This window comes from Alphaproteobacteria bacterium (assembly GCA_017308135.1).
Lineage (GTDB): Bacteria > Pseudomonadota > Alphaproteobacteria > CACIAM-22H2 > CACIAM-22H2 > Tagaea.
This window is the reverse complement of sequence record JAFKFM010000008.1, coordinates 655,422-679,706: the sequence shown is the minus strand read 5'-3', so window position 1 is coordinate 679,706 and position 24,285 is coordinate 655,422. Positions and strand designations below refer to the sequence as shown.

Here is a 24,285-nt window from a genome sequence, read left to right as displayed (position 1 = left end):
TCCGCGCGCTGCATATGCGCAAGGCGCGCGCCGAGACGGGGCTTTTCCTGGCCGAAGGCGCGCGCACGATCGCCCAAGCGCTCGATCACGGTTTCGCGCCCGAGATGCTGGCGTATCGGCCCGATCCAACCATCGCGGCGCTATGTGACCGGGCCGCCGCCGCCGGCGCGCAATTGCTGGAAGTGTCGGACGCGGTGCTGGAGAAAATCTCCCAGCGCGACAACGCGCAAAGCGTCATCGGCGTGTTCCGCCAGCGTTTGCGCCGTCTCGCCGATCTCGATCCGAATTCGGCGCCGCTTTGGCTGGCGCTGGAAGGCGTGCGCGATCCCGGCAATCTCGGCACTTGCGTGCGCACGGCCGATGCGGTCGGGGCGGGCGGCGTGATTTTGATCGGCAATACATGCGATCCGTTCGGGATCGAAGCGGTGCGCGCGACGATGGGCTCGATCTTCGCCGTCCCGGTCTATACAGCCGAGCCGGACGAGGCACTCGCTTTCGTGCGCACCTGGCCGGGCGTGTCGGTCGGCACGGCGTTGCAAGGTGCGGTCGATTATCGCGAGGCCGCTTACGCAGCACCCACGCTGATCGTCAACGGGACTGAGCAAAGCGGCCTGAGCGATGCGATGCGCGATTCGTGCGGCATGCTGGTCAAACTGCCGATGCGCGATGGTGTGGAATCGCTCAATCTTTCGGTCGCGGCCGGGGTGATGCTCTACGCCGTGCGCGAACGGCTTTAGAATCCGCTTTCGCGGATCAGCACGCCCAGCACGATGTTCCAGATGCGGCGCAGGATGCTTTCGGGCGCCACGTCGATCCACGCCGTGCCCACGGCCACGCGGCGCGGCAACTCGCTCGCTTCGGGCGCCAAGCGCACGCGATAGATCGGCGTTTCGGGGATCAGCGTTTCCTGAGGGCCGGGCCGCACGCCGATATGCCCGCCATGGATCGACGCAAGCTCGGCATCGGCGAGTGCGCGCGTCGCCGTATCGGCGATCGACACCACGCGCGCTTTGATGCGCGGCGCTTGCGGATCGGCGAGCACCAGCCAAGCGGACGCATCCGCCGTCAGCCGCGCAAGATCCGCTTCCGCGATATAGGCGTCGATCACGACATGCGACATGTCGGCCAGCACGGCCAAAGCTTCGCCCGGCTGCACCCATTCGCCCGGGGTCAGCGCATCGCCGATCTCCATCACCGTGCCCTTGAAGGGGGCGGTCACGGTCAGCCTTGCGCGCTCGCCGGCGAGCCCGACACGCTCAGCCTCCGCGCGGTCGAGCTCGCGGCGCAGGATTTGTGCGCGCGCCGCCCCGTCGGCTTCCTGAAGCGCATTGGCGGCTTGCAGGCGCAATTGCGCGACGAGCCGTTCGGCTTGGGCAAGGCGATAATCGAGATCGGGGGAGTCGAAACGCACCAGCGTGGCGCCGGCGGCCACGTCGTCGCCCGCCGCGGCATCGACCGATACGAGCCGCCCGCCGACCGGCGCGACGACGAGGGCGCGTTGTTCGGCCCCCAGCACGGCCGGCACACCGATCGAGGCGCGCCACGGCACGATCAACGCGGCGATGAGGAGGCCGAACACGGCGAAGGTCACGATCGCGCGCTTGCCCATACGCCGCGCGGTGCCGAGCTTCGCCCATTCGACGATCTCCATGACGATGGGCCGCAGCAGGAACCACCAAATCTCGACCGCGAACAGCACGATCCCCAGCAGCTTGAAGAACATGTGATAGACGAGGAACGCGATGCCCAGGAACAGCGTGAAGCGGTAGATCCACGTGCCGAACGCGTAGCCGAGCAGGATCAGGCGCATGCGCGCCGGCCAGGCTTCCGGTGCCGGTTCGCTGCCGCCGAACAGGAATTCACGCAGCCGCCAGCGCGCCAGCGCAAAGGCGCGCTCCTGCAAATTCGGCACGTCGATCAGATCGCTGAACAGGTAATAGCCGTCGAAACGCATGAAAGGGCTGAGATTGACAGCGAGGGTCAATATCCAGCTCGACGTCGCCCAGATGAACACGACGCTGCGCAGCGGTCCGTCGGGCAGGAAGTTCCAGGCGAGCAGCGCGTAGCAGGCGAGACCGAGTTCGGCCGCCATCCCGGCGGCGGCGACGGCCACGCGTTTGCGCCGGTCGTTGAGCCGCCAGACCGACGTCGTGTCGGTGTAGAGCGTGGGATACATCACCATGAACGCCAAGCCCGTTGTCGGCACGTCGCAGCCGAAGCGCTTGGCGGTCACGCCATGGCCGAACTCGTGCAGAATTTTGGCGAGTGCGACCGACAGGAAGGCGAGCAACGCGCCCTCGAGCGAGAAGAAATGGACGAAACTGCCGGCAAAACTCTCCCATTGGCGCGCGGCGAGGTAGAAGCCGAGCAGGCCCGACAGCAGCGTCAACGCGAGGAAGCCGCGCGTGTAGATCCAGCCGAAATTGCGCGCCATGAAGTCGAGGACCGCGTCGGGCCGGAACAGCGGCAGGCGGACGAAGAGATAATTCTTCACCGCCCAGACCGGCCAGCTTTTACGCGAGGCGCGCAGCTGGGCGAGCATGCGTTCGATGCTTTTCTCGCCGCCGCCGCGCACGAGTTCGGACTTCATCAGGAACTTCGCCAGTTCCTGGATATCCTCGTTCGTCGGACGCAGGGTCGTGTCGCGCGCCACGCGTGCGGCGATGGCGGCGGGATCGCCCAAATGCCAGCGGCGCAGGATTTCGAACTCGGCCCAGCCGATGCGGAAATAGCGGCCGGAAACCGGATCGGCGAGCGTCCAGCTCGGCGCGCCGTCGCGCGCCGTCGGTCCCGGTTCCAGGCGCAACTCGTCGCGCAGCGGCGGCAGACGCGGGGCTTCGTCTCCGCCTCTCGCACCAGCGGCGGCGGCAGTGGCGCTCATAATCCCACCGCCTGGCGTAGCGCCGCGAGTGGCCGGCGGAAGACATAAAGCGCCAGCGGCACAGATTTGCCGTAGAGCTTCGCAGTCCCTTTCAGGCCAATGCGCGTCGCCGACATGTCGCCATCGGGCCGCGCCTTCAAACGATAGGCGAGCGCGCCGTCCGGTCCCGGCTGCGCGCGATAGGCCTGGAATTCGAGCGTGGCGGGCAAGGCGCGCTGCGGATCGGCATTGAGGAAGACGCGTGCTTCCGCGCCCGGCGGCAGGTCGATCGCGTCGGCGACGGGCAGGCGAATTTCGAATTCGGTCTGTGCGGGATCGGCCAGCAGCATGATCCGTTCGCCTTGCGCCACCGGGCGGCCGATCCAATCATTGGCATCGTCGAACACGACGATCCCGCTTTTGGCCGCGCGGATCTCGACGCGTTCGAGCAGCGTTTGCGTATACGCGAGTTCGGCGGCGGATTGTTCGTAGCGCCCGCGCAAGACGGGAACCGAGGCGCGCGCGCGCGCGTCGAACACCGCTCCTTGCAGGGCTTGGCGCAACTCGGCCTCCGCCGTCTCGGTCGCTTTGCGCGCGATGTCGAGCTGGCTTTGCAGCTTGCGATCGTCGAGGGCGACGAGCAATTCGCCGGCGGCGACGGCTTGATTGGGCTTCACCGGAATGCGGTCGATCACGCCGTCCAAGGCCGCACGCACGATCGCGGGCTCGCGCGCGACGATCTCCGCCGGGGCGAGCACGCTTTCGCTGACCGGCACGAAGCCCAGCGCCGCGACGGCCAGCACGCCCGCGACGCTCAAAGCCCGCGTCCAGCGCCCGGTCTCGCGGGGGACGCGCAGGCGGCCGCCGCGCGCGAGCCCGTCCCATGCATGGGCATAGGCTTCGGCCAGCAGATCGAGCGTGCCGAGCTCGGGGGCGGCGAAAACTTCGTCGCGCGCCAGCAGCAACGCACCCAGCCGGCGTTCGCCATTGGTCAATGCGATCAGCACCGCATGGGCGGGCAGGAACCCCGCCCAGCCATCGCGCCATTTCTCGGGAATATCGGCGGCCGTCAGCGTGCGGATTGGTGGCGCATCTTTGGCGGCGAGGAACGCGCCGAAGGCGCCTTCGGCCCACACGACGAAGGGTGCGTCGCGGTCGGCGGCGGCAAGGCCCGAGACGGCCGCAATCCGCCCGCCGCGCGTCGTATGCCGGAACAAGGCCGCTTGCCGATAGGGCACCAGCGCATGCGTCTCGTTGACCGCGACGAAGCCAAGTTCTTCGACCGATGCGGCGCGGCGCGCGCGGCGCTGCAATTGCAGCATCGCGGATAGGCGCCGCAAGGCGGCTTCGTTGCCGGCGGGCGGGACGGGCGCGTTCACTGGGTGGCGGGTGCGGATACGGCGCGCCCGCTCATACCCGACAGCAACTCGGGATGGCGGCCGACGATGCGCCCGAAAATCTTCACGGTCTGGCTGACCGGATCGATGCGCGCGGCCAAACGCACGATCTCGACCGGATAGGTCTTGCGCGTCTCCTCGATCTCCGCGCCGAAGCGCGTGCCGGGGCGCATACTCTCGATCAAGGCCGACGGCACGATCATTTCGACTTCCATCTCGCGGTCGTCGATGATCTCCAGGATCGGTTCGCCCTCGCGCGCGAACTGCCAGCGCTGGACGCGAAGCTCTCCGACGCGCCCGCCGAACGGGGCGGCGATCGTGCAGCGCCCGACGGGCACGCGCGCAGCGGTCACTTCCGCTTCGGCCGCCGCCACATCGGCCAGCGCCAGATCGTATTCGAGCTTGCTGGTCGCCCCCTGGCGATCGAGCTGGCTTTGCACGTCGGCCTGGCGGCGCGCGCGGTTGAGCAGGGCCTCGGTCCGCGCCAGGCGCGCGCGATAGGGCGCGCAATCGAGCGCCACCAAGCGCTGACCGTCCTGGATCGCGTCGCCTTCACGCACGCTAAGCTCGACGATCTGCGCCGCGATTTCGGTCGACAGCAACGTCGTCCGACGCGGAACGAGATGGAGACGTATCTCCCCTTGCGCGGCGAGCGGCGGCGGCGATTGCGCGCTTGCGTCGGCGGCGCCGAGTAACGCCGCCAGCAGACATGCGGCGCCGATCCGCGCCCGCGACGTCACGGCTGATCGGCGCGCTCGACCCGGATCGACCGGACGATCCGCGCGAACATCGACGGGTTGTCGGCGGGCGGCGGCGGAATTTCCGCCGCGTCCGGTTCGAGGGCGGCGGCCGGCGCGGTGGCGAAGACCGAGGGCGGGGGCGGCGGCAAGGCGCCAGCTTCCAGCCGCTCGCGCGGCACGGCGGCTTCCTGGCGCAGCGTCTCTTGAACCTTCTCGATCTCCATGCCCGCGAGACGGATGCGGCCCGCGAACAGATCGCCATTGGCGCGGCGGATGGCGCCGGTCAGCGTGGCGAGATCGGGCGCTTCGACCTCCTCGGGCAGCAGATCGGCGCCGAGCGAGACGAACACCGCCGCGAGCGCGTTCTGCAACGCGGCGTAGGCGCGGTCGCGCTCCAGCTCCGCGACGATCGATTCCGCGCGGCCGCGAATGCGGTCGAGATCGGCGACCGCCTGGGCCTGGGCTTGCTGCGCCCCCAGTTCGGACAGGCGTTTCTCGACATCCGCGATCTCGGTCGCGCGCTGGAACACGCCGGCCGAGCGCGCGAAGTTGCGCACTGCGAGATTGACCTGCGTGACCACCGCCATCGAAACCGCTTGGCGGCGCAATGCCGCCACTTCCTGCTGCACCTTGCCGACTTTGATCTGCGTGGGCGCTTGCAGAATGCTGAACAAGTTCCACGTCACGCGCGCACTGGCTTCGTTCCAGTTCTGCGTGTGGATATAGCTGTTGTCGTTGTGCTGGGCCTGCGCCAGGAAATTGAAATTGGGCAGCAGGCGCAGCAGGCCGCGCTTGGCCTCGTAAGCGGCGATGCGCGTGTTATAGGCTTCTTCGCGCACTTCGGGGCGCGTGACGAGGGAGATGCGCTCCATCGTTTCGATGTCGAACGGCACGTCGGGAATGCGCATCGCCGAGGGCGCGATCACCTCGACCTCGAAATTCGTCGTGGCGGGCAGGCCCATCAACTGACCCAAGCGCGCGGTCGCGGTCAGCAACTCGACCTCCAGCCCTTCGAGCTGGCGGATAAGGTCGAGGATCTGGCGTTGCTGGCGCAGATTGGCGCCCGGCGGCTGGGCGCGGCGCCGGTCGAGATCGCGCAAGGTTTCCAGCGCGAACAGCGCGTCGGTCAAGGCGGGCTTCAGATCGCCGCGCACGCGCTGGGCGGCCGCCGCTTGCCAATAGGCGACGCGCACCTCCTGGAAGATGTTGTTGATCGTGCGCCGGCGCCGTTCGCTGGCGATCATCGCGCGGTCGGCCTGCTGAAGCGCTTGGTAGTAGCTGACGCCGAAATCGAGCAAGCTCCATTGCAGCGTCAAATCGGCGGTGCCGATCTGCTCGTCTTCGCCCACCGTCGGGTTCACGGTGCGCACGCCGGTCCAGTAATCCTTGCTCCACTTCACTTCTTCGCGGTCGCGGACTTTGTAGCCGGCATTCGCGGTCAGCTTGGGCAGCATGTCGTAACTGGCGAGGTCGAGCTGGCGCAGTTGCAGCGCCTGTTCGAACATCGAAAGCCGCTGGTCGAGATTGTATTTGAGCGCGCGCGCGAGCGCTTCCTCCAGCGAGATCGCGCCGACGATCGGCTCCTGCTCGGAGAACAGATGCGGCCGGTCGGCGAGGCTGCGCTGAATATGTTCCTCGGTCGTGATCGGGTTCACATCCACCGCGCATCCGGCGAGGAAAATCGCGGTGCCGCAGAGAAGGGCGATGCGGCGCAAGGTGCTGGGCTGGTTCATCGCGGTTTTATCGTCCGTCATTGCTTGAGCGCGCGTTCGGAAGCGGGCGGCAGGAAGCGATCGGTGTAGACATCGGCCGCCTTCAACTGTGCGGTCGAATTCGTCGCGGCGGCGAGGCTCGCCAACCGGCGTTCGACGCGCGCGGTTTGCAGCGTGGCGAGGCCGGCGACGCGCGTATGCGGCGTCAGCAGCGTGCGGTCGCGCGCGATCTCCCAGCGATATTGTTCCGTCGTCGGTTCGACGAAGGGATCGACGGTGCGCAGCGCCGCGATGCCTTCCGCCGAATTTTCCAGCATGCGCAGGATGCCCGCGAGCGACCCGCCGACCACCGCGCGGATGCGCTCGGAATCGGGCTCCAGGCGGTCGTTGTGCACGAACATACCAAGGCCCAGCAATTCGACGCCGTAGTCGGCGTAGCGGAAAACGGTCAACTCGTTCTCCGCCGTGCCCATCACTTTGAGCGAGGGCAGGATGGTCGAGATCGAGCCGACGATGCCGTCGACTTGCGATTTGGCGAGCACGAATTCGCGCAAATTCGGCGAGATGTTCTGCCAGACCACGTCGGTCGGTGCGAGGCCGGCCCCTTGCGCGAACAAGGGGAACAGGATGCGCGCCGAAACGCCCGGCGGTGCCGCGATGCGCCGGCGCTTCAAATCGGCGGCGACGCGGATGTCCTTGTGGCGGGTAATGAGGGCCGCTTCGGATTCGTCGTACACCGACGCGACGATCGTCACGCGCTGGGCGGGCGGCGCTTGCAGGTTATGCGCGAGCGCCACGTTCAAATCGCCGAAGCCGAAATCGACCTCGCCCGACGCCACGCGCTGGACGGTGTTGAGCGTGCCGTAGCCGCGTTCGAGCGCCACGCGCGTACCCCGCTTGGCGTATTCGCCTTTGGCTTCCGCGACCGCGACGAAAGCGTGCAGGCTTTGCAACTGCCATTCGACGGCGAAGCGCGCGGCTTGCTGTTCGGCGGGGCTTTGCGCCGCGACCGGACCGGCGGCGAATAATCCGGCCAGCGCCAGGGCGATCAGCGTGGGGCGTCGTGTCATCGCGTTCGTCTTGCTCCGTTGCATCAGGCGGCTTCGCGGTCGTGTTCGACCAGATCGCCGATCAAATTCAGGATTTCGGCGATCTCGCCGGCGGCGGCGGCTTTCGCCAATTGGCTGGTCAGCGACGGCTGGGCGATCGGCGACGGCGCCAAATCGATCCGCGCTTCGAGGGCGCCGGCGTCCGGTGCGCCAGGTACCGAAGTGCCCTGGCCCGGCGGCAGCACGATCGCGGGCGCGGGGGTATCGCCGGTGGGCAAGGTGCCTTCGGGCGTGGGGACGCGGATCGTGACTTCGGCGCGCGCTTCGTTGCCTTGGCTGTCGCGCGCGACGACGACGAATTGATAGACGCCGGGGGCCACATTGGCGTCGGGCGAAGCGGAGACGGTCTGGTTCGTCGGATCGAACTGCACCCAGCTCGGCAACGGATCGCCGCCCGCCGCACGCGCGTCGTATTGCAGGCTGGCGAGCTCGGCCGGGTTGTCGTGGGTGAAGGTGACTTTGTCGGTCGTCGCCGTGCCGTCGCGCGAGGCGATGCGATCGATCGGATCGCCGTCCAGCCGCAAACGGCCCGCTTGATTGGGGTCCGGCAATGCCGCCAGCGCCTGGGAAAGCGAGCTTCCTTCCAGCACGCCGAGCACGGCTGGCGGGGCGGGGATCGGCGGCAGACCGCCCGAATTGCTCGGGCCGGTGGTCGAGGCGATCAACGTCGACGGCGGCAGCGGCGGCAGCCCGACGGGCGGGGCTGGCGGCGGCGGGGCGGGCGGCGACGGCGAGGACGGCGGTGTGGCGACCTTCGGCACATAGGTGACGTTGACGGTCGTGCGCGCCGTGGCGCTGTTCAACTCGTTCGTGCCGCCGGTGTTGGACGTGCCGGCGTCGCGCGCCACGAAATCGAAGGTGCGATTGCCCTGGGTGGGCACGTCCTTCGTGTTCGTGTAGCGCATGCCGTCGATCAGCGACGACGTATCGTCGCGCGGGATCAAGCCGCCGCCATTGCGCGTGATCGTGATGATCGGATTGACCGTATTGGCGTTCGTGACGGCGATCTGGAAGGTCGTCGCTCCTTGCGTCGCCGTATAGGTGCCGTTCTCGTCGAGCGCCACCTTCACGCCGCCGATCGACAACTCCTCGGACGCGCCGTCGCGCAGATCGCCCGCCGTGATGATCACGCTGACGAGGCTGGTATTGTCCACGTCGCGCACCGAATTGGTCAGCGCCATGTCGGCGGGGACGGCCGCTTCGCCTTCGTTGCGCACGAAATTGGCGGTGTAGTTGACGCCGGTCGCCGTGCCGTTCAAATCGACGCGCGGCGGCACGTCGAAGGTAACCGTATTCGGCACGGTGTCGAAGGCGCCGCGGGAATCGCGCACCGAGAACGTGGCGCGCAGATTGTTGTCGGGCGTCGCGTCTTCCGCCGCGATGTATTTGAGCCGCCCGGCGGTGATGTCGGCGATCGCGACGAGGCGGTTGTTGCTCGTCCCCAGCGTGCCGTCTTGCGCCACGATTTGCTCGCCGCTATCGACCACGCCGTTGCCGTTGGTGTCGACGAACATGGTGCCGGAAGCGGGGGCCGTATCGAAACGCACCAGCGAAAACGTGTCGCTGTCGGGATCGGCGTAACCGAAATCGGCGCTTGTCAGCGTCACGGCAACGCCGCCGGCGGGCAGGGTTTTATGGAAATCCGTGCCGGTCGGCGGATTGTTGAGGCCCGCTTCGGCGTAATAGGTGTTCACGCCGGTATTGGCACCGTTGCGTTCGCCCGTCGCGGCACCCGTCGCACCCGGCGTTTGCGAAAGATTGCCGGCGGCGGCGGGGCCTTGGGTGCCCGGCGTGCTGGTCCAGGTGACGACCGTTTGGCCGCTGGAAACGGCGACGTTCGAATCCTCGACCGGGGCCGTATAGGTCACGCGCACATAGGTGCCGGGTGCCACGCCGTTGCTGAACGTGATGTCCATGCGATTGGCGACGGCGGTGTAGTCGGTGCCCGCGGTCAGCGTCGTCCAGGTCGTGCCGTCGGTCGAGGTTTCGACCGTCAATGCGGTGCGGTTGCCCAAATTGTCGCCCGCACTGGCGGTGCCCACGCGCGCGTCTTCGACCAGCAGATCATAGGCGGTCGTCGTGCCGGTCGCGTTCGACAGGCGGAATTCGGTCGTATATGTGATCGTTTCGCTGCCGATGGCGCCGGTGCGCGATTCCGAACGGACCGGTGTCGCGGCGAGCTTGGGTTCTTGCAGCGTCAGATCCGCGTTGTTCGATGTGATCGCCGAATTGCCGTTGGCGACGACGCCGAAATTGGTGCGCAGCTGCGCCGCCGCGTGGCCTTGCACGTTGGCCGCGACGTTGACGACCAGCGCGTTGAACTCGACGACCACATATTCCGCGTTGCCGGAATCCGCGTCGGCGTTGACGAGATTGCCGAGATAGAAGGTCGGGTCGGTGCCGGGATTGGCGTCGGCGACGACGATGTTGTTGGCGTCGAGCACCGCGGTCGGCGTGACCGTCCCGGCCGTGCCGGTGAGGCCGGCCCCGGAGACCGCGACGCGGGCACCGCCGGCATCGGGATCGGTCGAGGTAACGCCCGTGCCGTTGGACACGAACGCGACCTTGGTCAAACCGTCGTTGAGATAGGCGAGGCCCGCCGGCAAATTCGGCGTGACCTGGAAATTCGACATCGTGCCTTCGGGCACCTGGACGATCATGCGCATGCGCACGACTTCGCCCACGGTGACGTTGGCGGCGATGCCGTCGCCGGTCGTGGTGTCGGAATCCGGCGTCGTCGTATCGACCGAGGTATCGACGATATGCAGCTCGACCGTCGGGGCCGCGAAGCCGATCGACGCGGCTTCCTTGCGCGCGGTGGTCAGGAAGTTCGTGGCGCCCTCGGCGTTGGCGAAGCTGGTGACTTCCGCATTGGTCGATTGCGCGGCCGAACCGACCGGCACCGAATTCGACAGGCGCGCGTCGTAGGTCGCGACGATGATATTCGCGCCCGTGGTGATCGTCGTGCCGGCGGAATCCTTGCCCGCCCCGAGCGCGCCGTTCGTGCTGTCGATAAAGCGAATGCCGCCATTGGCGCCTTGCGAGAAGAACGCGGCCTGGGCCAGTTCGGTCACGTCGGGAATGCCGTCGCTGTCGCCGTCGGCGGTGCGCGTCAGATTGACCGAGCGCCACGCCGCCGCCGTATCGGTCGCGGTGAATCCCGTTTCGGTCGTGGCAAGCGCGCCGAACGTGCCGCCATCGACGCGCACGATCAGGATCGTATTGCCTTCGACCGAGGCGCGATAGCCGCTGGTCGCGGCGTTGGCGTTGATGTTGTCGACGATCGCCTGCGCCGTGGTGGCCGCGTCGGTCGTGAAATTGACCGTGCCGGTCATCAGATTGGTCGCACCGGCCGCGATCTGGCTGACCGAATTGCCGCCGGTCATGGTCGAGATATCGACCACGCCGGTATAGATCTCGACATTGTTGACCGCCGTGCCGGCCCCGGTCGTGAAGGCGAGGTTGCGCACCGTGTTCGCGTCGATCGCGGCGGGCAGGGTGTCGCGCACGGTCACGTCGAACGCGCCCTTGGACGACGAGCCTTGGTTTTCGACGCCCACGGCCACGCGCACCCAATCGCCCGCGTCGAAGCCCGTCGCGTTGGAATTGGTGATCTGCGTGGCGATGTTGCCCGAGGTGATCGTGCCCAGCGACAGCGACACGGCCGAGACCGTGCTGTCCACGTCGCCCGCGACCGGGTTCGACAAGGTCGTACCGACGGCCGAGCCGCTCGCGGCGTCGTATTTGCCGACATAGCCCTTGTGGACGACGACGTTGGCCTGGCCCAGCACGTTCTGCTGGACCGTGGAGGTCGATGTCGCGACGTTCTGCGACGAATAATCGGTCTGCTGGCCGAGCGAGGTGAGCTTCAAACGATCGACGAACGGATCGGCCGACACGGCGAGGGTGAAATAGATTTCGACCTTGCGGCTGGCCGTCGTCGTTTCGCTGAAATCGGTCGCCGCCCCGCCCCAGGTCAGGCCGTTGGACGTGGCGTTCGTCGCAAGGTCCAGCGTGCCGCCCGTGCCCGTGTCCTGGAACAGCGTGGGCACATTGGCGCCGGTCATGCCGCCGGCATTGGTGCCCGTGCCGATGCTCCATTGATTGAGCGGCGGCAGGTTCGAGGCCTGGACGCCGCCAGTGCCGCTGTCGCCGTCATACATCATCGCCTGAAGATCGGCGACCTTGAAGATCGGCAGCGGCAGATAGGCGGCGAGGGAGAGATTCTCGAAATCGCCCATCACCAGATCGTAGGTCAGCTTGAACGTGACCTCGTCGCCCGGCATCAGGGTTTCGGTCCCCGTCGCGGCCGCACCATTGATGTTGGTGATCAGCAGCGACACCGCGCCATGCGCGATTTTCGAGGTGACGCCGTCGGTATCCGCTTCGCTCTGGCCGGTCGCCGAACCGCTCGTGCGGTCGTAGATATCCATCGACGCGGAGACGTTGTTGGAAACGCTGTCGCCTTCCTTCAACTGCGAACCGAGCCCGGCGACGTAGGAGGTCCCCGACGGTCCGGTCCAGCTTTCGTCGATCGACGTGCGGAACTTGATGACGCCCGTGGTTTGGCCCGTGCCCGAACCCGCCGCCGTCGCGGCGCCGTCGTCGCGCCCGCCGCTGATGATCGCTTGCGCGATTTCGGAGGAGACGAGGAAGCGCACGCGCGTCGTGCCGTCGGCGGTCTGCTTGGTCAACGGCGAGGTGCCGTCCCAGGCGACCCAATTGGTGCCCGCACCCGCGTCGTTGTCGTATTCGATATTGACGGCCGCGAAGGCGGCGACGCTGCGCGACTGGTCGCTGCCGTTGGACACGTCGCGCCAATCGAATTGCAGCGTCGGCCCGAAGCCGGTGGCGAAGGTCTGGCCGTCGCTCAACGTATCTTCGACGATGATATTGCCGCCGCGGAAGTAATCCGACAGATCGATGCGCAGCGTGTATTCCATCGTGTCGCCCGGCGTGATGCCGGTCGGGCCGGTATCGGTGACGATGGCGCTGCCTTTGTCGATATGGATCGACTGGGCGACGATGGTCGGCGCATCGGCGGCCGAGGAAACCGCCTGGGTCGTGTCGGACAGAATTCCGCCGCCGGTCTTGCCTGTCCACGAGCCCGCGAACGTGACCTCGTTCGCCGCCGACCACAGATTGACGTCGTCGCCCGACGCGGCGTTGACCACGCGCGTCGTGCCGTCGCGATTGAACTCGTTGACGTAGTAATCGATGGCGACGGTGCGGCCGGCATCGGGGATCGTCGTCGTGTATTGGACGCGGATCGCCTGATACGACGTGGCCGGGGTGGACGCGTTGGTCGGGTCCCAGCTTTCCCAGGTGCCGTCGTCGCCGCGCTGGAATTCGATCGTGCCGCCGGTGACGGTCGGCAGCGCGTTGACGATCACGCCGTCGGGGATGGGGATATAGAGATAATCTGTGCCGCTCTGGCTCAACGTCGTGCCGTCGGCGGGATCGACCAGCACGCTCAATGTGCGCACATAGTTCGATCCGGTCGCGGTTTCATGATCGGGGGCCGTATTGGTGACGACCAGCTTATAGGCCTGCGGCGTGAACGTGCCGGTGGCGGCTTGGCCCAGCGTTTCGTAGATCGGCGCGTCGACCGTCGGGTTGTCGAGCGCGTCGGCGCCGAATTCGAAGCCCGCGCGCGCCGCCCAATTCAGCGCCGTCCCGGGATCGGCGTATTGGTTGATCGTCAGATTGGCGCTGATATCGACCGTGGGATGGTCCGGCCCGAAACTGCCGAACGGCATGCGCATCACCACGATCTGGTCGCCGGCGGCGAACCATGTCGGCAGCGCGACCACCAACGGATTGCCCGATCCATCGACCGCGAAAGGATGGGTGAAGCTATAGGCGCCGGCCGAGCCGGTGATGTTGATCGTGCTGTTGCCGTCGCCGCCGCTTGTGACGGCGCGCAGCGACTTCACGACCGGGTCCTGGCCGCCGATCGTCGTGGCGGAGTTGAAGATCAACCCGTCGCGCGTGGCCGTGCCGTCGCCGTCCGCCCCGCGCGATTGCAAGAACAGATCGACATAGGGGCCGAAGCCGACATTGCCGGCGCTGTTCGCGGCCGTGTTGTCGAAAGTCAGCGTCAGCGTGACATTGGCACCGATTTCGGGTGTGGGTGTCGTGGTCGAGCCCGTGACGTCGGGCGTTGGGGCCAGGATATGGCCCCAATTTTCCATCCCCGCCGCCGTGAAGGGAGCGGCGGCCTCGATCGAACCGGTCGAGGCTTCCAAAATCCAGTCGCCGCCCAGCACGGCCGCCCCGGTCGGATCGTCAGACGCGGCGACATCCGCCCCGGTCAGCTCGGCCACGCGATCCAACAACGCGATGCCGCCGGGCGTTGCGGCCACATCGCAACCCCAGATCAGCACATCGGCGTCCGCGGTCAGCGCTTGCGCCCAGCCCGCCAGGGCGGTCGCATAATTATCCAGCGTCTGGGCGTTCAGCACCGTCTCGCCGATACGGATCTGGCCGGGCGTGCCGTGGCTCAGGATATTGATCGCTTCGATGCCGCTGCGCCCGTCGAGATAGCTGGAAATCTGCGCGATCGCGTCGAAGCCGGCTTGCAGACGGACGACTTCCACGCCTTCGGCCACGGTCAACGTGTCGAAATCCTGCACGTCCGGGGCAACGAACAGGATTTGCGTCGCCGGCGGGGGCGCGTTCTCGGCAGGTGCCTCGGGGGCCAGGGCATGGTGCGTCGTATCTGTCGTGTCGGCATGATGCGTATCGCCCGACGACGAATCATCCGTCGGGATCGTCGCCGCGACCGTGGCGGCACCCGCCGCGTCGAACATGAAACGCTGTTCGAGCGCCAGCGCCAAACGGCGCCGAACCGGCTTCTCGGCCGAATTAGACGGTGACTTCCGTCGCCCCGACGACAGAAACATTACCAACTCTCCTGAACGCCCCGGCGCTTCTAGAATCGCGATTCAATGCGTTAATTCATTTATTGGCGGCAAGAACTACAAAGCAAGCGTGTTTTCAATTAAAGATCGATTCGTATGGAACTAAGCTTGTGAGACACCGGCCATTTGCAATTTGCGAGTTACATTCTGACAATGACCGCCAATTCATCGGTCATTCCGCCTGACGAAAATGCGCTTGTCCGGGGCGCAAAACTGTCGTTTTTGTAATATCCGCCAAGTCTATAGGTTCGCATGATCGATCCAGCACCTCGCGCGGCCGACGCAAGCTCGCTCGGCCGTTATCTTCTTATCGGCATCCTGACCGTCGCGCCGCTGGCGGTGACTTGGATCATCGTCGATTTTCTGTTCGCGCAATTGTCGCGGCTCGGGAAACCGTGGGTCGTGACGATCGCGCGCGGCATCGCGCAGGATCATCCGGGGGCCGCGCAGTTGCTGCTGGACGAGACGTTCCAATCGCTCGTCGCGGTCGCGGCCGTGTTGGTCGGGCTTTGGCTGCTCGGCTGGGTGGCGAGCCGGGTTATTGGGCGGCGCTTGATCGCGATCTTCGAACGCCTGATCGCGCTCATTCCCTTCGTCGATAAGGTCTATCACGCGACGCAGCGATTTTTGACCGTCGCGGGCGGCACGCAAGGCGGCGGCGAGCGCCGGGTCGTGCTGATCGAATTCCCTTCGCGCGACATGAAGGTGATCGGCTTCGTCACCAAGGTCATGGCGGATGCGCATTCCGGCGTGAAACTTGCCGCCGTCTATGTGCCGACCGCGCCGAACCCGACCTCGGGTTATGTCGAAATCGTCCCGTATGAAAACCTCGTCTTCGTCGATTTGACGTTCGACGAGGCGATGGCCTTCGTCGTGACGGGCGGCTCCAGCGCGCCCGACCGGATCGCCTATAGCAAGCCGCCGAAAAACGAGGGTGGCGCCGCGCCTTTGCGGGGCCCTTGACAACACCAGTCTAAAGCCACTTAGTCGCGGGCATGTTTTGGTATGCGACGAAGGGCCGGGGCGGATGGACAGGCTGTTGATCGATGGCGGGCGGCGGCTAGAAGGCACCGTCGCGATCGCCGGAGCCAAGAACGCCGCCTTGCCGCAGATCGCGGCGTCGCTGTTGAGCCCCGAGACCTTGACGCTCACCAATCTGCCCGCCGTGGCGGATGTGACGAACATGCTGTCGGTCGTCGGCCGGCACGGCGTGAAGATCGCGGCGAAAGGCGCGCATGAGGCGACGCTCGACGCCAGCGCCGCCGAACATGTCGAAGCGCCCTACGACGTCGTGCGCAAAATGCGCGCGACCGTGCTGGTGCTGGGGCCGCTGGTCGCGCGCTTCGGCAAGGCGCATGTCTCGCTGCCCGGTGGCTGCGCGATCGGCGCACGGCCCATCGACCTGCATTTGAAAGTGCTGGCGCAACTCGGCGCGCAAGCCAATGTCGAGGGCGGCATGATCGTCGCGTCGGCCCCGTCGGGCCTGACGGGCGGGCGCGTGCTGCTGCCGTCGCCTTCGGTCGGCGCCACCGAAACCGCGATGATGGCCGCGACCTATGCGAAGGGCGAGACCGAGATCGTCAACGCGGCGTGCGAGCCGGAAGTCGTCGATCTCGCCGCGTGCCTTATGGCAATGGGTGCCAAGATCGAAGGGGCGGGCACGCATCGGATTTCGATCCTGGGGCCGACGACATGGCGCGCGGCGCGCCATCACACGATCCCGGATCGGATCGAAGCCGGCACCTATGCGATCGCCGCGGCGATCACCGGCGGGCATCTTGAACTCACGGGGGCACGCCTCGAACATCTCGGCGCGCCCGCCCAAATCCTCGAAACCGCGGGCGTACGTATCTTCCCGACCGATCGCGGATTGATGGTCACGCGCGAAGGCAAGATTTCGGCGATCGACGTGACGACGGAATCCTATCCCGGCTTCCCGACCGATCTGCAGGCACAGATGATGGCCTTGATGGCGATCGCCGACGGGACGTCGACGATCCGCGAAACGATTTTCGAAAACCGCTTCATGCATGTGCCCGAATTGTCGCGCATGGGGGCCGATATCACATTGCGCGGTTCGACCGCCGTGGTGCGCGGCCGGCCCAAGCTGGTCGGGGCGCCGGTGATGGCGACCGATCTTCGCGCGTCTGTCTCGCTCGTACTCGCGGGCCTCGCCGCCGAAGGGCGCACGACCGTCAATCGCGTCTACCATCTCGATCGCGGCTATGAGGATCTCGCGCGCAAGCTCGTGCGCTGCGGGGCCGCGATCGAACGCGTGCGGGATTGAAATGAGCGACGCGATTTTCCTCGGCGTGGATGGCGGTGGTACAGGCTGCCGCGCGCGTTTCGAAGACGATGCCGGAACCGTGCTCGGCCAAGGTATCGCCGGCCCCGCGACGACGCGGCTGGGGATCGAGAAACTCTCGGCTGCGATCGAAACCGCGTGGCGCGCGGCGGCGGAAGAAGCGGGGTTGAACGACGACGATCTCGCCCGCGTGCGCGCGGGATTCGGGATTGCCGGCTATAACCGCAAAGGCTTTCCCGAGGCGTTGCGCGCCTTGCCGCATCCCTTCGCGTCAGTCGCCTACGATACCGATGCGATGGCCGCGTGTTTGGGCGCGCATGACGGGGCGGATGGCGCGATCGTCATCGTCGGAACGGGCTCGGTCGGGATCGGGCGCGTCGCCGGGCGCGATTTGCGCGTCGGCGGTTACGGCTTCCCGATTTCGGATGAAGGCAGCGGTGCCGATCTCGGTCTGCAGTCCGTGCGCGTGGCGTTGCGCGCCCATGATGGGCGCCACGAGCCCAGCGCGTTGCTGCGCGCGGTGATGGCGCGTTTCGGCGATGATCCGATCGCCGCCGTCGAATGGATGGACAAGGCAAGCGCCACCGAATACGCGACCTTTGCGCCGCTGGTGATGCGCCATGCCGATGCGGGCGATCCGGCCGCGCGCCGCATCGTGCAGGGGGCGGCCGAGCAGATCGACGGTCTGGTGCGCGCCCTTGTCGCGCAAGGGGCACCACGCGTCGCGTTGCTCGGCGGCTTGGCGAGCGCGCTGGAAGCCTGGCTTTCGCCCGATGTGCGCCGCCGTTTGACGCCGCCGTTGAAGGACGCGGTGTCGGGCGCCATTCGCCTCGCGCGCGCGAATTAGGCTTTCTTCGCGGCTTTCGCTTTGACCAGCAGCATCGTCGCGGAACCCGCGAGGATCAGCAACGCGCCGATCCACATCGCCGGGCGCGGCGTTTCGTCGAACGCGACATAGCCGAGCATCGCGGCCCAGATCAGGCCTGAATAATCCGCCGCCGCGACTTGTGCTGCTTGCAGCTTCGCGATTGCCGCCGAGAAAGCGTAGATGCCGGCCGCCCCCAACGCGCCGATCCCGGCGATCGCCCAAAGATCGGCGCCGTCGGGCATCGTGAAGCTCGGCCCCGCGACAATCGCCAACCCGAGGGTGATCATCGCCGCTTGGACGATCAGGATCGTCGGCACGCTTTCGTGCAAGGTTTGCGAGCGCAGCAAAACGACGCCGAGCGCGTAGCTGACGGGCGAGGCGATGGCGCAAGCCAGGGCGAGATATTGCTGCGTATCGCCGCCGCCCGCCGGGCCGTCCGCCGCGATCACCAGCACGCCCGCGAAGCCGCAGGCGATCGCCGCCATCGTCGGCCAGCGGACTTTCTCGCCCAGCAGCAACGCGCCGAACAACGCGACGAAGATCGGCCCGGTATAGGCGATGGCGAAGACTTCGGTGAAGGGCAGCTTGCCCAGCGCGTAGAAGAACGTGGCGCCGGTGACGATCGTCAGCACTGCGCGCGCCGCATGCGCGCCGAGCCGTTCGCGGCGCGGCCATTCGGGCCGCAGCAGCGGGATCGCCGCCGCGAATAGCAATAGCGACACGGCGTAGCGGAAGAACACGATCTGGAACGTGCCGTAACCGCCGGCCAATGCTTTGGCGAGCGCATCCATGCCGGTGAGCAAGGCGATGCCGAATACGGCCAGCGCGAAGAAGCGGGCGTCGATGTTCATGGGCGGTCCGCTCCCGGGTGACTGGTATTGTCGCGCATCGCGAAAGGTTATATAGTGGTATTATTAGGTTCCGGACAACGCCATGACAACCGAAAATTCCAATCCGCGCTTCGTCGACCTCGACGCTTGGCCCGTCGCCGACATTCTGGAAGCGATGTGGGAAGGCCAGGCGAGTGCCGTGGCTGCCGTGCGCGCGGCATTGCCGGCCCTCGCGCGCGCGGTCGATGCGGCCGCATCGGCCTTGGGAACGAAGGGCCGGCTTGTCTATGCCGGGGCGGGCACGTCGGGCCGCATCGCGGTTCAGGACGGGGCGGAGTTGCCGCCGACTTTCGATTGGCCGGAAAGCCGCGTCGTGTTCGCGATGGCGGGCGGCCCGCGCGCGTTGACGCGCAGCGCCGAAGGCGCCGAAGACGACGATAAGGCCGGTGCGGCGGCGATGCGTGCGGCCCGCGTGGGGCGCGGCGACGTGGTGATCGGCGTGGCGGCGAGCGGCACGACGCCCTTCACGCTGGCGGCGCTGCGCGAAGCGCGCAAACGCGGCGCCGTGACCATCGCGGTGGCGTCCAACCGCAACGCGCCGCTGCTGAAGGCGGCGGCTTTTCCGATCCTGGCGGAGACGGGCAGCGAAGTGATCGCGGGCTCGACGCGTATGAAGGCGGGGACAGCGCAGAAGATCGTGCTCAATCTGCTGTCGAGCGCCGTCATGGTGCGCTTGGGCCGCATCCATCGCGGCTTGATGGTCAATATGCGCCCGACCAACGACAAGCTGCGCAAGCGCGCGGCGGCGATGGTGGCCCAGCTTTGCGATTGCTCGGTTGCGGCGGCGCGCAAAGCACTCGACGCGGCCAATGGCGACGTGAAGACCGCCGTGTTGCTGCGCTCGGGGGCGTCGTTGTCGCAAGCGCGCGCCTTGCTGCGCAAGAACGGCGGCAATCTGCGCCTGGCGCTGGCCGCAATCGGCACGCCCGCATGAAGCGGCCCTTTTCGAAACTGACGCTGGACGAGACGAGCCCCACGCCGCTCTATCTCCAGCTCGCCGACGCGATCCGCACGCGCATCGCCGACGGCAATATCAAAGTCGGCGACGCGTTGCCGTCGGAACGCGAATTGAGCCAAACGACCGGCATTTCGCGCGTCACGGTGCGCAAGGCGATCGACGCGTTGTTCCGCGAAGGCTTGCTGTCGCGCCGCCACGGCTCGGGTACTTATATCGCGCCGCGCATCGAACAATCGGCGGCGTTGCTCGCCGGGTTCTCGGCCGATATGGCAAGCCGCGGCAAGGCGCCGGGCTTCACCGTGCTGAAGCACGCGACCGGCTTGCCCACGCCCGAAGAAGCGTTGGCTTTGGCGTTGGGCATGGGCACGAAGATCGTGCGCCTGTCGCGCGTGCGCACGGCCGACGGCGAACCGCTGGCGGTGGAGCGCGCTTGCGTGCCGGTGCAATTCCTCGAAGGCTTCGCGCCCGCCGAAGGCTCGCTCTACAGCGCGCTCGAAAAACGCGGCTTCCGGCCGGTGCGCGGATTGCAGCGTTTGCAGGCCTCGCTCGCCTCGCCGGAGGAAGCGTCGTTGCTGGGCGTGCCGCCGGGGGCCGCTGTGCTGCGCATCGAACGCCGCGCGTTCCTGGCCGACGGCACACCGGTCGAGTTCACGCGCTCGGCCTATCGTGGTGATCGCTACGATTTCGTCGCCGAAGCGCGCGAGTTGAAACGTGCCGGGTCTTAACCGGCCGGTCTGACGTATTCGACGAAGGCATAGACGTCGCCGACGAATTCGCGCGTGTAATCGCGCGCATGGACCCAGCCGCGCTTTTCGTAGAATTCGCGCGCGGCCCTGTTGTCGCGGAAACATTCGAGGCGCACCGCACCGCGCCGCTCGGCATCGGCCAGCAGCGCCGCGCCCGCGCCGCGCGATTGGACTTCCGTATCGACGAACAGCATATGCAGCGTGCCGCCATGGGTCAGATGGAAGCCGATCGGCCGGCCCGTCTCGTCTTCCGCCAGAACCGGCGGCACGGTCTCGGCCGCGAAACGCCGCGCAAAATGCGCGTCCGTGCGCTCGGCGAGGGCGGCTTGCGACAGGATCGCGCCAAACGCGTCGCGATACCCTTTGGCGACGATCTCGGCCAGAGCGGGGAAATCGGCTGGCGTTGCGGGGCGCAATCTCATGCCGCCTGCCGCAAGCGCGGGTCGAGCGCGTCGCGCAACGCGTCGCCCAGCAGATTCAGCGCGAAGGATAGGATCAGAATGCCGAGCCCGGCGAAGACCGAGTTCCACGCCGACAGCATCAGGAAGTTCCGCCCTTCGGACAGCATCGTGCCGAGCGACGGCGTGGGCGGCTGTGTGCCGAGGCCGAGGAAGGAGAGCGAGGCTTCGACGAGAATCGCGGCCGACAGCAGCAGGCTCGTCTGCACCAGCACGACGCTGGCGAGGTTCGGCAACACATGCAGCAACGCGATGCGGATATCCGAGGCGCCGATCGAGCGCGCGGCCAGCACGTAATCGCTTTCGACGATCGACAGAGCGGGCCCGCGCAGCAGCCGGGCGAAGATCGGCGTGTAGACGACCGCGATGGCGATGGCGGTGGTGATCGCCCCGGGCCCCAGAATGGCGATGATCGCGATGGCGAGCAGGATCACGGGAAAGGCGAACAGCACGTCCATCGCGCGCATCAGCACGCGCTCGATCCAGCCGCGATAAAAGGCGGCGGCAAGACCGATGGCGCCGCCGACGATCAACGCGGCCCCGACGGCGCCGCCCGAAATCGCCAGCGAGGCGCGCATCCCGTAAAGGATGCGCGAGAGCGTGTCGCGGCCGAATTGATCGGTGCCGAGCCAGTGCAATCCGTTCGGCCCTTTCAGGCGCTGGATGACGTTCTGCGCCAGCGGATCGTAGGGCGCGATCAATGGCGCCAGCAACGCGGCGGCGATCAATAGCGCGGTCAGCCCACCCGCGAATGTCACGAGTTTGTTGCGTTGCGCGTTCATTGATCGGCTTCCAGCCGCACGCGCGGATCGATGATCGCGTAGAGCAGATCGACGGCGAAATTGACCAGCACGAAGCCGGACGTCACCAGCAGGATCGCCGTTTGCAGCAGCGGATAATTGCGTTCGGAGATCGCACCGAGGATCAGGCGGCCGAGACCGGGGATCGCGAAGACCTGCTCGACGACGATCGCCCCGCCCAGCAGATAGCCGGTCATGATGCCCACACTGGTGACGAACGGGATCAGCGCGTTGCGCAGCGCGTGTTTGAATAACACCGAACGTTCCGACACGCCTTTGGCGCGCGCCGTGCGTACGTAATCCTGCGCCAGCGCGTCGAGCATCGCCGAGCGCACGAGGCGCGCGAGATTGGCGAGGATGGGCAGGGCGAGGGCGATGGCGGGCAGCAGAAAACGCGCGATATTGCCCGCCGGATCTTCCGTGAAGGGCACATAGCCGAGCAATTGAAGCTCGGGTGCCAAACTCGTCAGCGCCAGGATCATCATGATGCCGAGCCAGAAGGACGGCACGGTCAAGCCGACGACCGAAGCGATTTGAAGTGCTGTCTCGCGCCAGCCGCCGCGCAAGCGCGCCATCGCCACCCCCAACGGCACGGCAAGGCCAGCGCCCAGTAACAGACTCAGACCCGCGAGTTGTAGCGTGGGCGGCAGATGGACGGCGATTTCCTGCACGACCGGCTTGCCGGTCCACAGCGAATTGCCGAAATCGCCGCGCAATGCGTTGCCGAGCCATTGCGCGTATTGCACGGGGATCGGCTGGTCGAGGCCGAGGCGCGCGCGGAGCTCGTTCATTCGCTCGACCGTCACCTCGGCATTGGCGCCGAGCATGATCGCCACGGCGTCGCCGGGGACGAGGCGGATCATCAAGAATGTGAGCATCGACACGCCGATCAGAACGATCGCGAGATCGACGATGCGGGTGACGAGGAAGTTCCGCGACATGCGGGGAAAAGAAAAGGGGCGGGGCCGCGATATGCGGCGACCCGCCCCCGTTGCCGTTAGCGGCCGAGCACGACGTTCGACAGGCTCATCAGCGAACGGTTCGCGATGATGTCGAAGCCTTGCACGTTGTTGCGCGTCGCCGTGTAGAGCTGACCATAGGTCAGCGTCGCGGCCGGGCCTTGGCAAGCGAGGATCGCTTGCGCGCGGTCATAGGCGGCTTTACGCGCAGGCATCGCCGTTTCGCGGCGGCCGGTGTCGAGCAGCGTGTCGAGTTCCGGGTTGGAATACTTGAACACGTTGGTCGAACCGCCCGTGCGGAAGGTGCGGTAGTAGTAGTCGTCCGGATCGGTCGAGCCCGCATTGGTCGATGCGAAAGCGTCGAAATTCGAGTTGCGCCAATCCTGGACGAACTGGCCGATTTCCGGAATGCGCAGCTCGACGCGGAAACCCGCGCGATTCAGCTGCTGCTGCACGACCTGGGCAATATCGCGGATGTCCTGGCGCGGCAGCACCAGCAGCGTGATCGCGATGGGCGCCGTGATGCCCGCCTCGCGCAGCAAGGCTTGGGCCTTGGCGGGATCGTGGCGGAAGCACGGGAAGCTCGCGACGTCGACCGCCCAATCCTTCAGGGCCGGCGACAGCGAACCGCCGGGCACGCCGGCACCGAACAGCGCGGCCTGGACGATTTCCGGACGGTTGAGCGCATAGTTGAGCGCTTCGCGGACCTTGGGATTGTCGAAGGGCGGCTTCGACACGTTCATGCCGATCAGCGTGTAGGCGAGTTCGAGCGTGTCGACCAAGCGCACATTCGGGCGGCCGCGCAACTGCAACGCCGTCGCCGCGTCGATATTCGGCAGGATCTGGTACTGGCCGCTGGTCAAGCCCACTTGGCGCGTCGCCGATTCCGGCACGATGTTGAACTTCACGCCGTCGACGCGCGGCTTGGCCTTGTCCCAATAGCCCGCGTTCTTCTCCAGCGCGATGAAGCCGTTGGGCTGCCATTCCTTGAACTTGAATGGACCCGTGCCCATCGGCGCGCGCTGCAAGCCGTCCTTGTCGGCTTCGAAGCCGCGCGGCACGATGGCGATGGAGGCGAGTGCCGTCAGCAACGGCGCGGTCGGCTCCTTCAACGTCACGACCACGGTGCGCGCATCCGGCGCGGTCGCGTCGGCGACCGAGGCGAGGCGCGAGGCGAGCGGCGAAGCGATCGCCGACGACATCACGCGCTTGAGGCTCGCGACCACGTCGGCGGCCTCGGCCGGCTTGCCGTCGTGGAACGCGACGCCGCCGCGCAGGCGGAACGTGTAGGTGAGGTTGTCGGCCGAGATCTGCCAGGATTCGGCGAGGCCCGGCACCGTGCGCAGATCCTTGTCGATCATGGTCAGCGATTCGTAGATCGTGCCGCTGACGACCTGCACCGAGTTGAACGCGGTGACGATATGCGGATCGAGGCCGGCAGGCGAACCGTCGACCGCCAATTCGATCGTTTGCGCGGACGCGCCGTTCGCGAACGCGATCGCCCCCGCCAAAGCGAGCGCGCTAATCCAGTTCTTGCGCATGGAAGCCCCCCGTCGTGGC

The 24,285-nt window shown here is 66.8% G+C and carries 17 protein-coding genes; 6 read left to right on the top strand and 11 right to left on the bottom strand.

Features of this window, described 5'->3' with window-relative positions:
- Positions 1-14 precede the first annotated feature (14 nt).
- Positions 15-737, top strand: coding sequence for an RNA methyltransferase (locus tag J0H39_11500; GenBank protein ID MBN9497369.1), 723 nt, complete (start codon positions 15-17; stop codon positions 735-737).
- On the opposite strand, the gene J0H39_11495 is transcribed toward J0H39_11500, so the two are convergent.
- The 6 genes from J0H39_11495 to J0H39_11470 are packed head-to-tail and all read right to left on the bottom strand — an operon-like array spanning position 734 to position 14,723.
- On the bottom strand, positions 734-2,881 hold the full coding sequence (locus J0H39_11495) for an efflux RND transporter periplasmic adaptor subunit (protein MBN9497368.1): 2,148 nt from the start codon (positions 2,879-2,881) through the stop codon (positions 734-736). The two genes, J0H39_11500 and J0H39_11495, sit on opposite strands and share 4 nt — an antisense overlap.
- A complete protein-coding gene (locus tag J0H39_11490) occupies positions 2,878-4,239 on the bottom strand; it encodes an HlyD family efflux transporter periplasmic adaptor subunit (GenBank protein ID MBN9497367.1) in 1,362 nt (453 codons plus the stop codon). The genes J0H39_11495 and J0H39_11490 overlap by 4 nt, the downstream gene beginning before the upstream one ends.
- Positions 4,236-4,997 (bottom strand): efflux RND transporter periplasmic adaptor subunit, encoded by a 762-nt coding sequence (locus J0H39_11485; GenBank protein MBN9497366.1) that lies wholly within the window; start codon positions 4,995-4,997, stop codon positions 4,236-4,238. Before J0H39_11485 ends, J0H39_11490 begins: the two co-directional genes overlap by 4 nt.
- A complete protein-coding gene (locus tag J0H39_11480; GenBank protein MBN9497365.1) occupies positions 4,994-6,751 on the bottom strand; it encodes a TolC family protein in 1,758 nt (585 codons plus the stop codon). Before J0H39_11480 ends, J0H39_11485 begins: the two co-directional genes overlap by 4 nt.
- Entirely contained in the window at positions 6,748-7,779 is a 1,032-nt protein-coding gene (locus J0H39_11475; GenBank protein ID MBN9497364.1) for an ABC transporter substrate-binding protein, read from the bottom strand. The genes J0H39_11480 and J0H39_11475 overlap by 4 nt, the downstream gene beginning before the upstream one ends.
- A gap of 23 nt (positions 7,780-7,802) precedes the next feature.
- Complete coding sequence (locus tag J0H39_11470) at positions 7,803-14,723, bottom strand: DUF4347 domain-containing protein (GenBank protein ID MBN9497363.1); 6,921 nt, start codon at positions 14,721-14,723, stop codon at positions 7,803-7,805.
- Positions 14,724-14,993: 270 nt separating this feature from the next.
- Between J0H39_11470 and J0H39_11465 the strand changes: the two genes are divergently transcribed.
- From J0H39_11465 to J0H39_11455, 3 genes are all read left to right on the top strand, one after another.
- Positions 14,994-15,704: a DUF502 domain-containing protein gene (locus tag J0H39_11465; protein ID MBN9497362.1), complete on the top strand. Its 711-nt coding sequence runs from the start codon at positions 14,994-14,996 to the stop codon at positions 15,702-15,704.
- 64 nt (positions 15,705-15,768) lie between these two features.
- Positions 15,769-17,028 (top strand): UDP-N-acetylglucosamine 1-carboxyvinyltransferase, encoded by a 1,260-nt coding sequence (gene murA, locus J0H39_11460; GenBank protein ID MBN9497361.1) that lies wholly within the window; start codon positions 15,769-15,771, stop codon positions 17,026-17,028.
- Between the two features lies 1 nt (position 17,029).
- Positions 17,030-17,893, top strand: coding sequence for an N-acetylglucosamine kinase (locus J0H39_11455; protein MBN9497360.1), 864 nt, complete (start codon positions 17,030-17,032; stop codon positions 17,891-17,893).
- Here J0H39_11455 and J0H39_11450 read toward each other — a convergent pair.
- Complete coding sequence (locus J0H39_11450) at positions 17,890-18,765, bottom strand: DMT family transporter (GenBank protein MBN9497359.1); 876 nt, start codon at positions 18,763-18,765, stop codon at positions 17,890-17,892. The two genes, J0H39_11455 and J0H39_11450, sit on opposite strands and share 4 nt — an antisense overlap.
- 82 nt (positions 18,766-18,847) lie before the next feature.
- Between J0H39_11450 and J0H39_11445 the strand changes: the two genes are divergently transcribed.
- Both J0H39_11445 and J0H39_11440 read left to right on the top strand, forming a co-directional pair.
- Positions 18,848-19,738: an N-acetylmuramic acid 6-phosphate etherase gene (locus J0H39_11445; protein MBN9497358.1), complete on the top strand. Its 891-nt coding sequence runs from the start codon at positions 18,848-18,850 to the stop codon at positions 19,736-19,738.
- Positions 19,735-20,487 carry a GntR family transcriptional regulator gene (locus J0H39_11440; GenBank protein ID MBN9497357.1) on the top strand — a complete coding sequence of 251 codons (753 nt, stop codon included), beginning with the start codon at positions 19,735-19,737 and terminating at the stop codon, positions 20,485-20,487. Before J0H39_11445 ends, J0H39_11440 begins: the two co-directional genes overlap by 4 nt.
- On the opposite strand, the gene J0H39_11435 is transcribed toward J0H39_11440, so the two are convergent.
- From J0H39_11435 to J0H39_11420, 4 genes are read right to left on the bottom strand one after another with little or no spacing between them, the layout of a single operon-like run.
- Positions 20,484-20,930: a GNAT family N-acetyltransferase gene (locus J0H39_11435; protein ID MBN9497356.1), complete on the bottom strand. Its 447-nt coding sequence runs from the start codon at positions 20,928-20,930 to the stop codon at positions 20,484-20,486. The genes J0H39_11440 and J0H39_11435 overlap by 4 nt on opposite strands.
- Positions 20,927-21,748, bottom strand: coding sequence for an ABC transporter permease (locus J0H39_11430; GenBank protein ID MBN9497355.1), 822 nt, complete (start codon positions 21,746-21,748; stop codon positions 20,927-20,929). Before J0H39_11430 ends, J0H39_11435 begins: the two co-directional genes overlap by 4 nt.
- Entirely contained in the window at positions 21,745-22,707 is a 963-nt protein-coding gene (locus J0H39_11425; protein ID MBN9497354.1) for an ABC transporter permease, read from the bottom strand. Before J0H39_11425 ends, J0H39_11430 begins: the two co-directional genes overlap by 4 nt.
- 56 nt (positions 22,708-22,763) lie before the next feature.
- Positions 22,764-24,266, bottom strand: coding sequence for an ABC transporter substrate-binding protein (locus J0H39_11420; protein MBN9497353.1), 1,503 nt, complete (start codon positions 24,264-24,266; stop codon positions 22,764-22,766).
- Positions 24,267-24,285 lie beyond the last annotated feature (19 nt).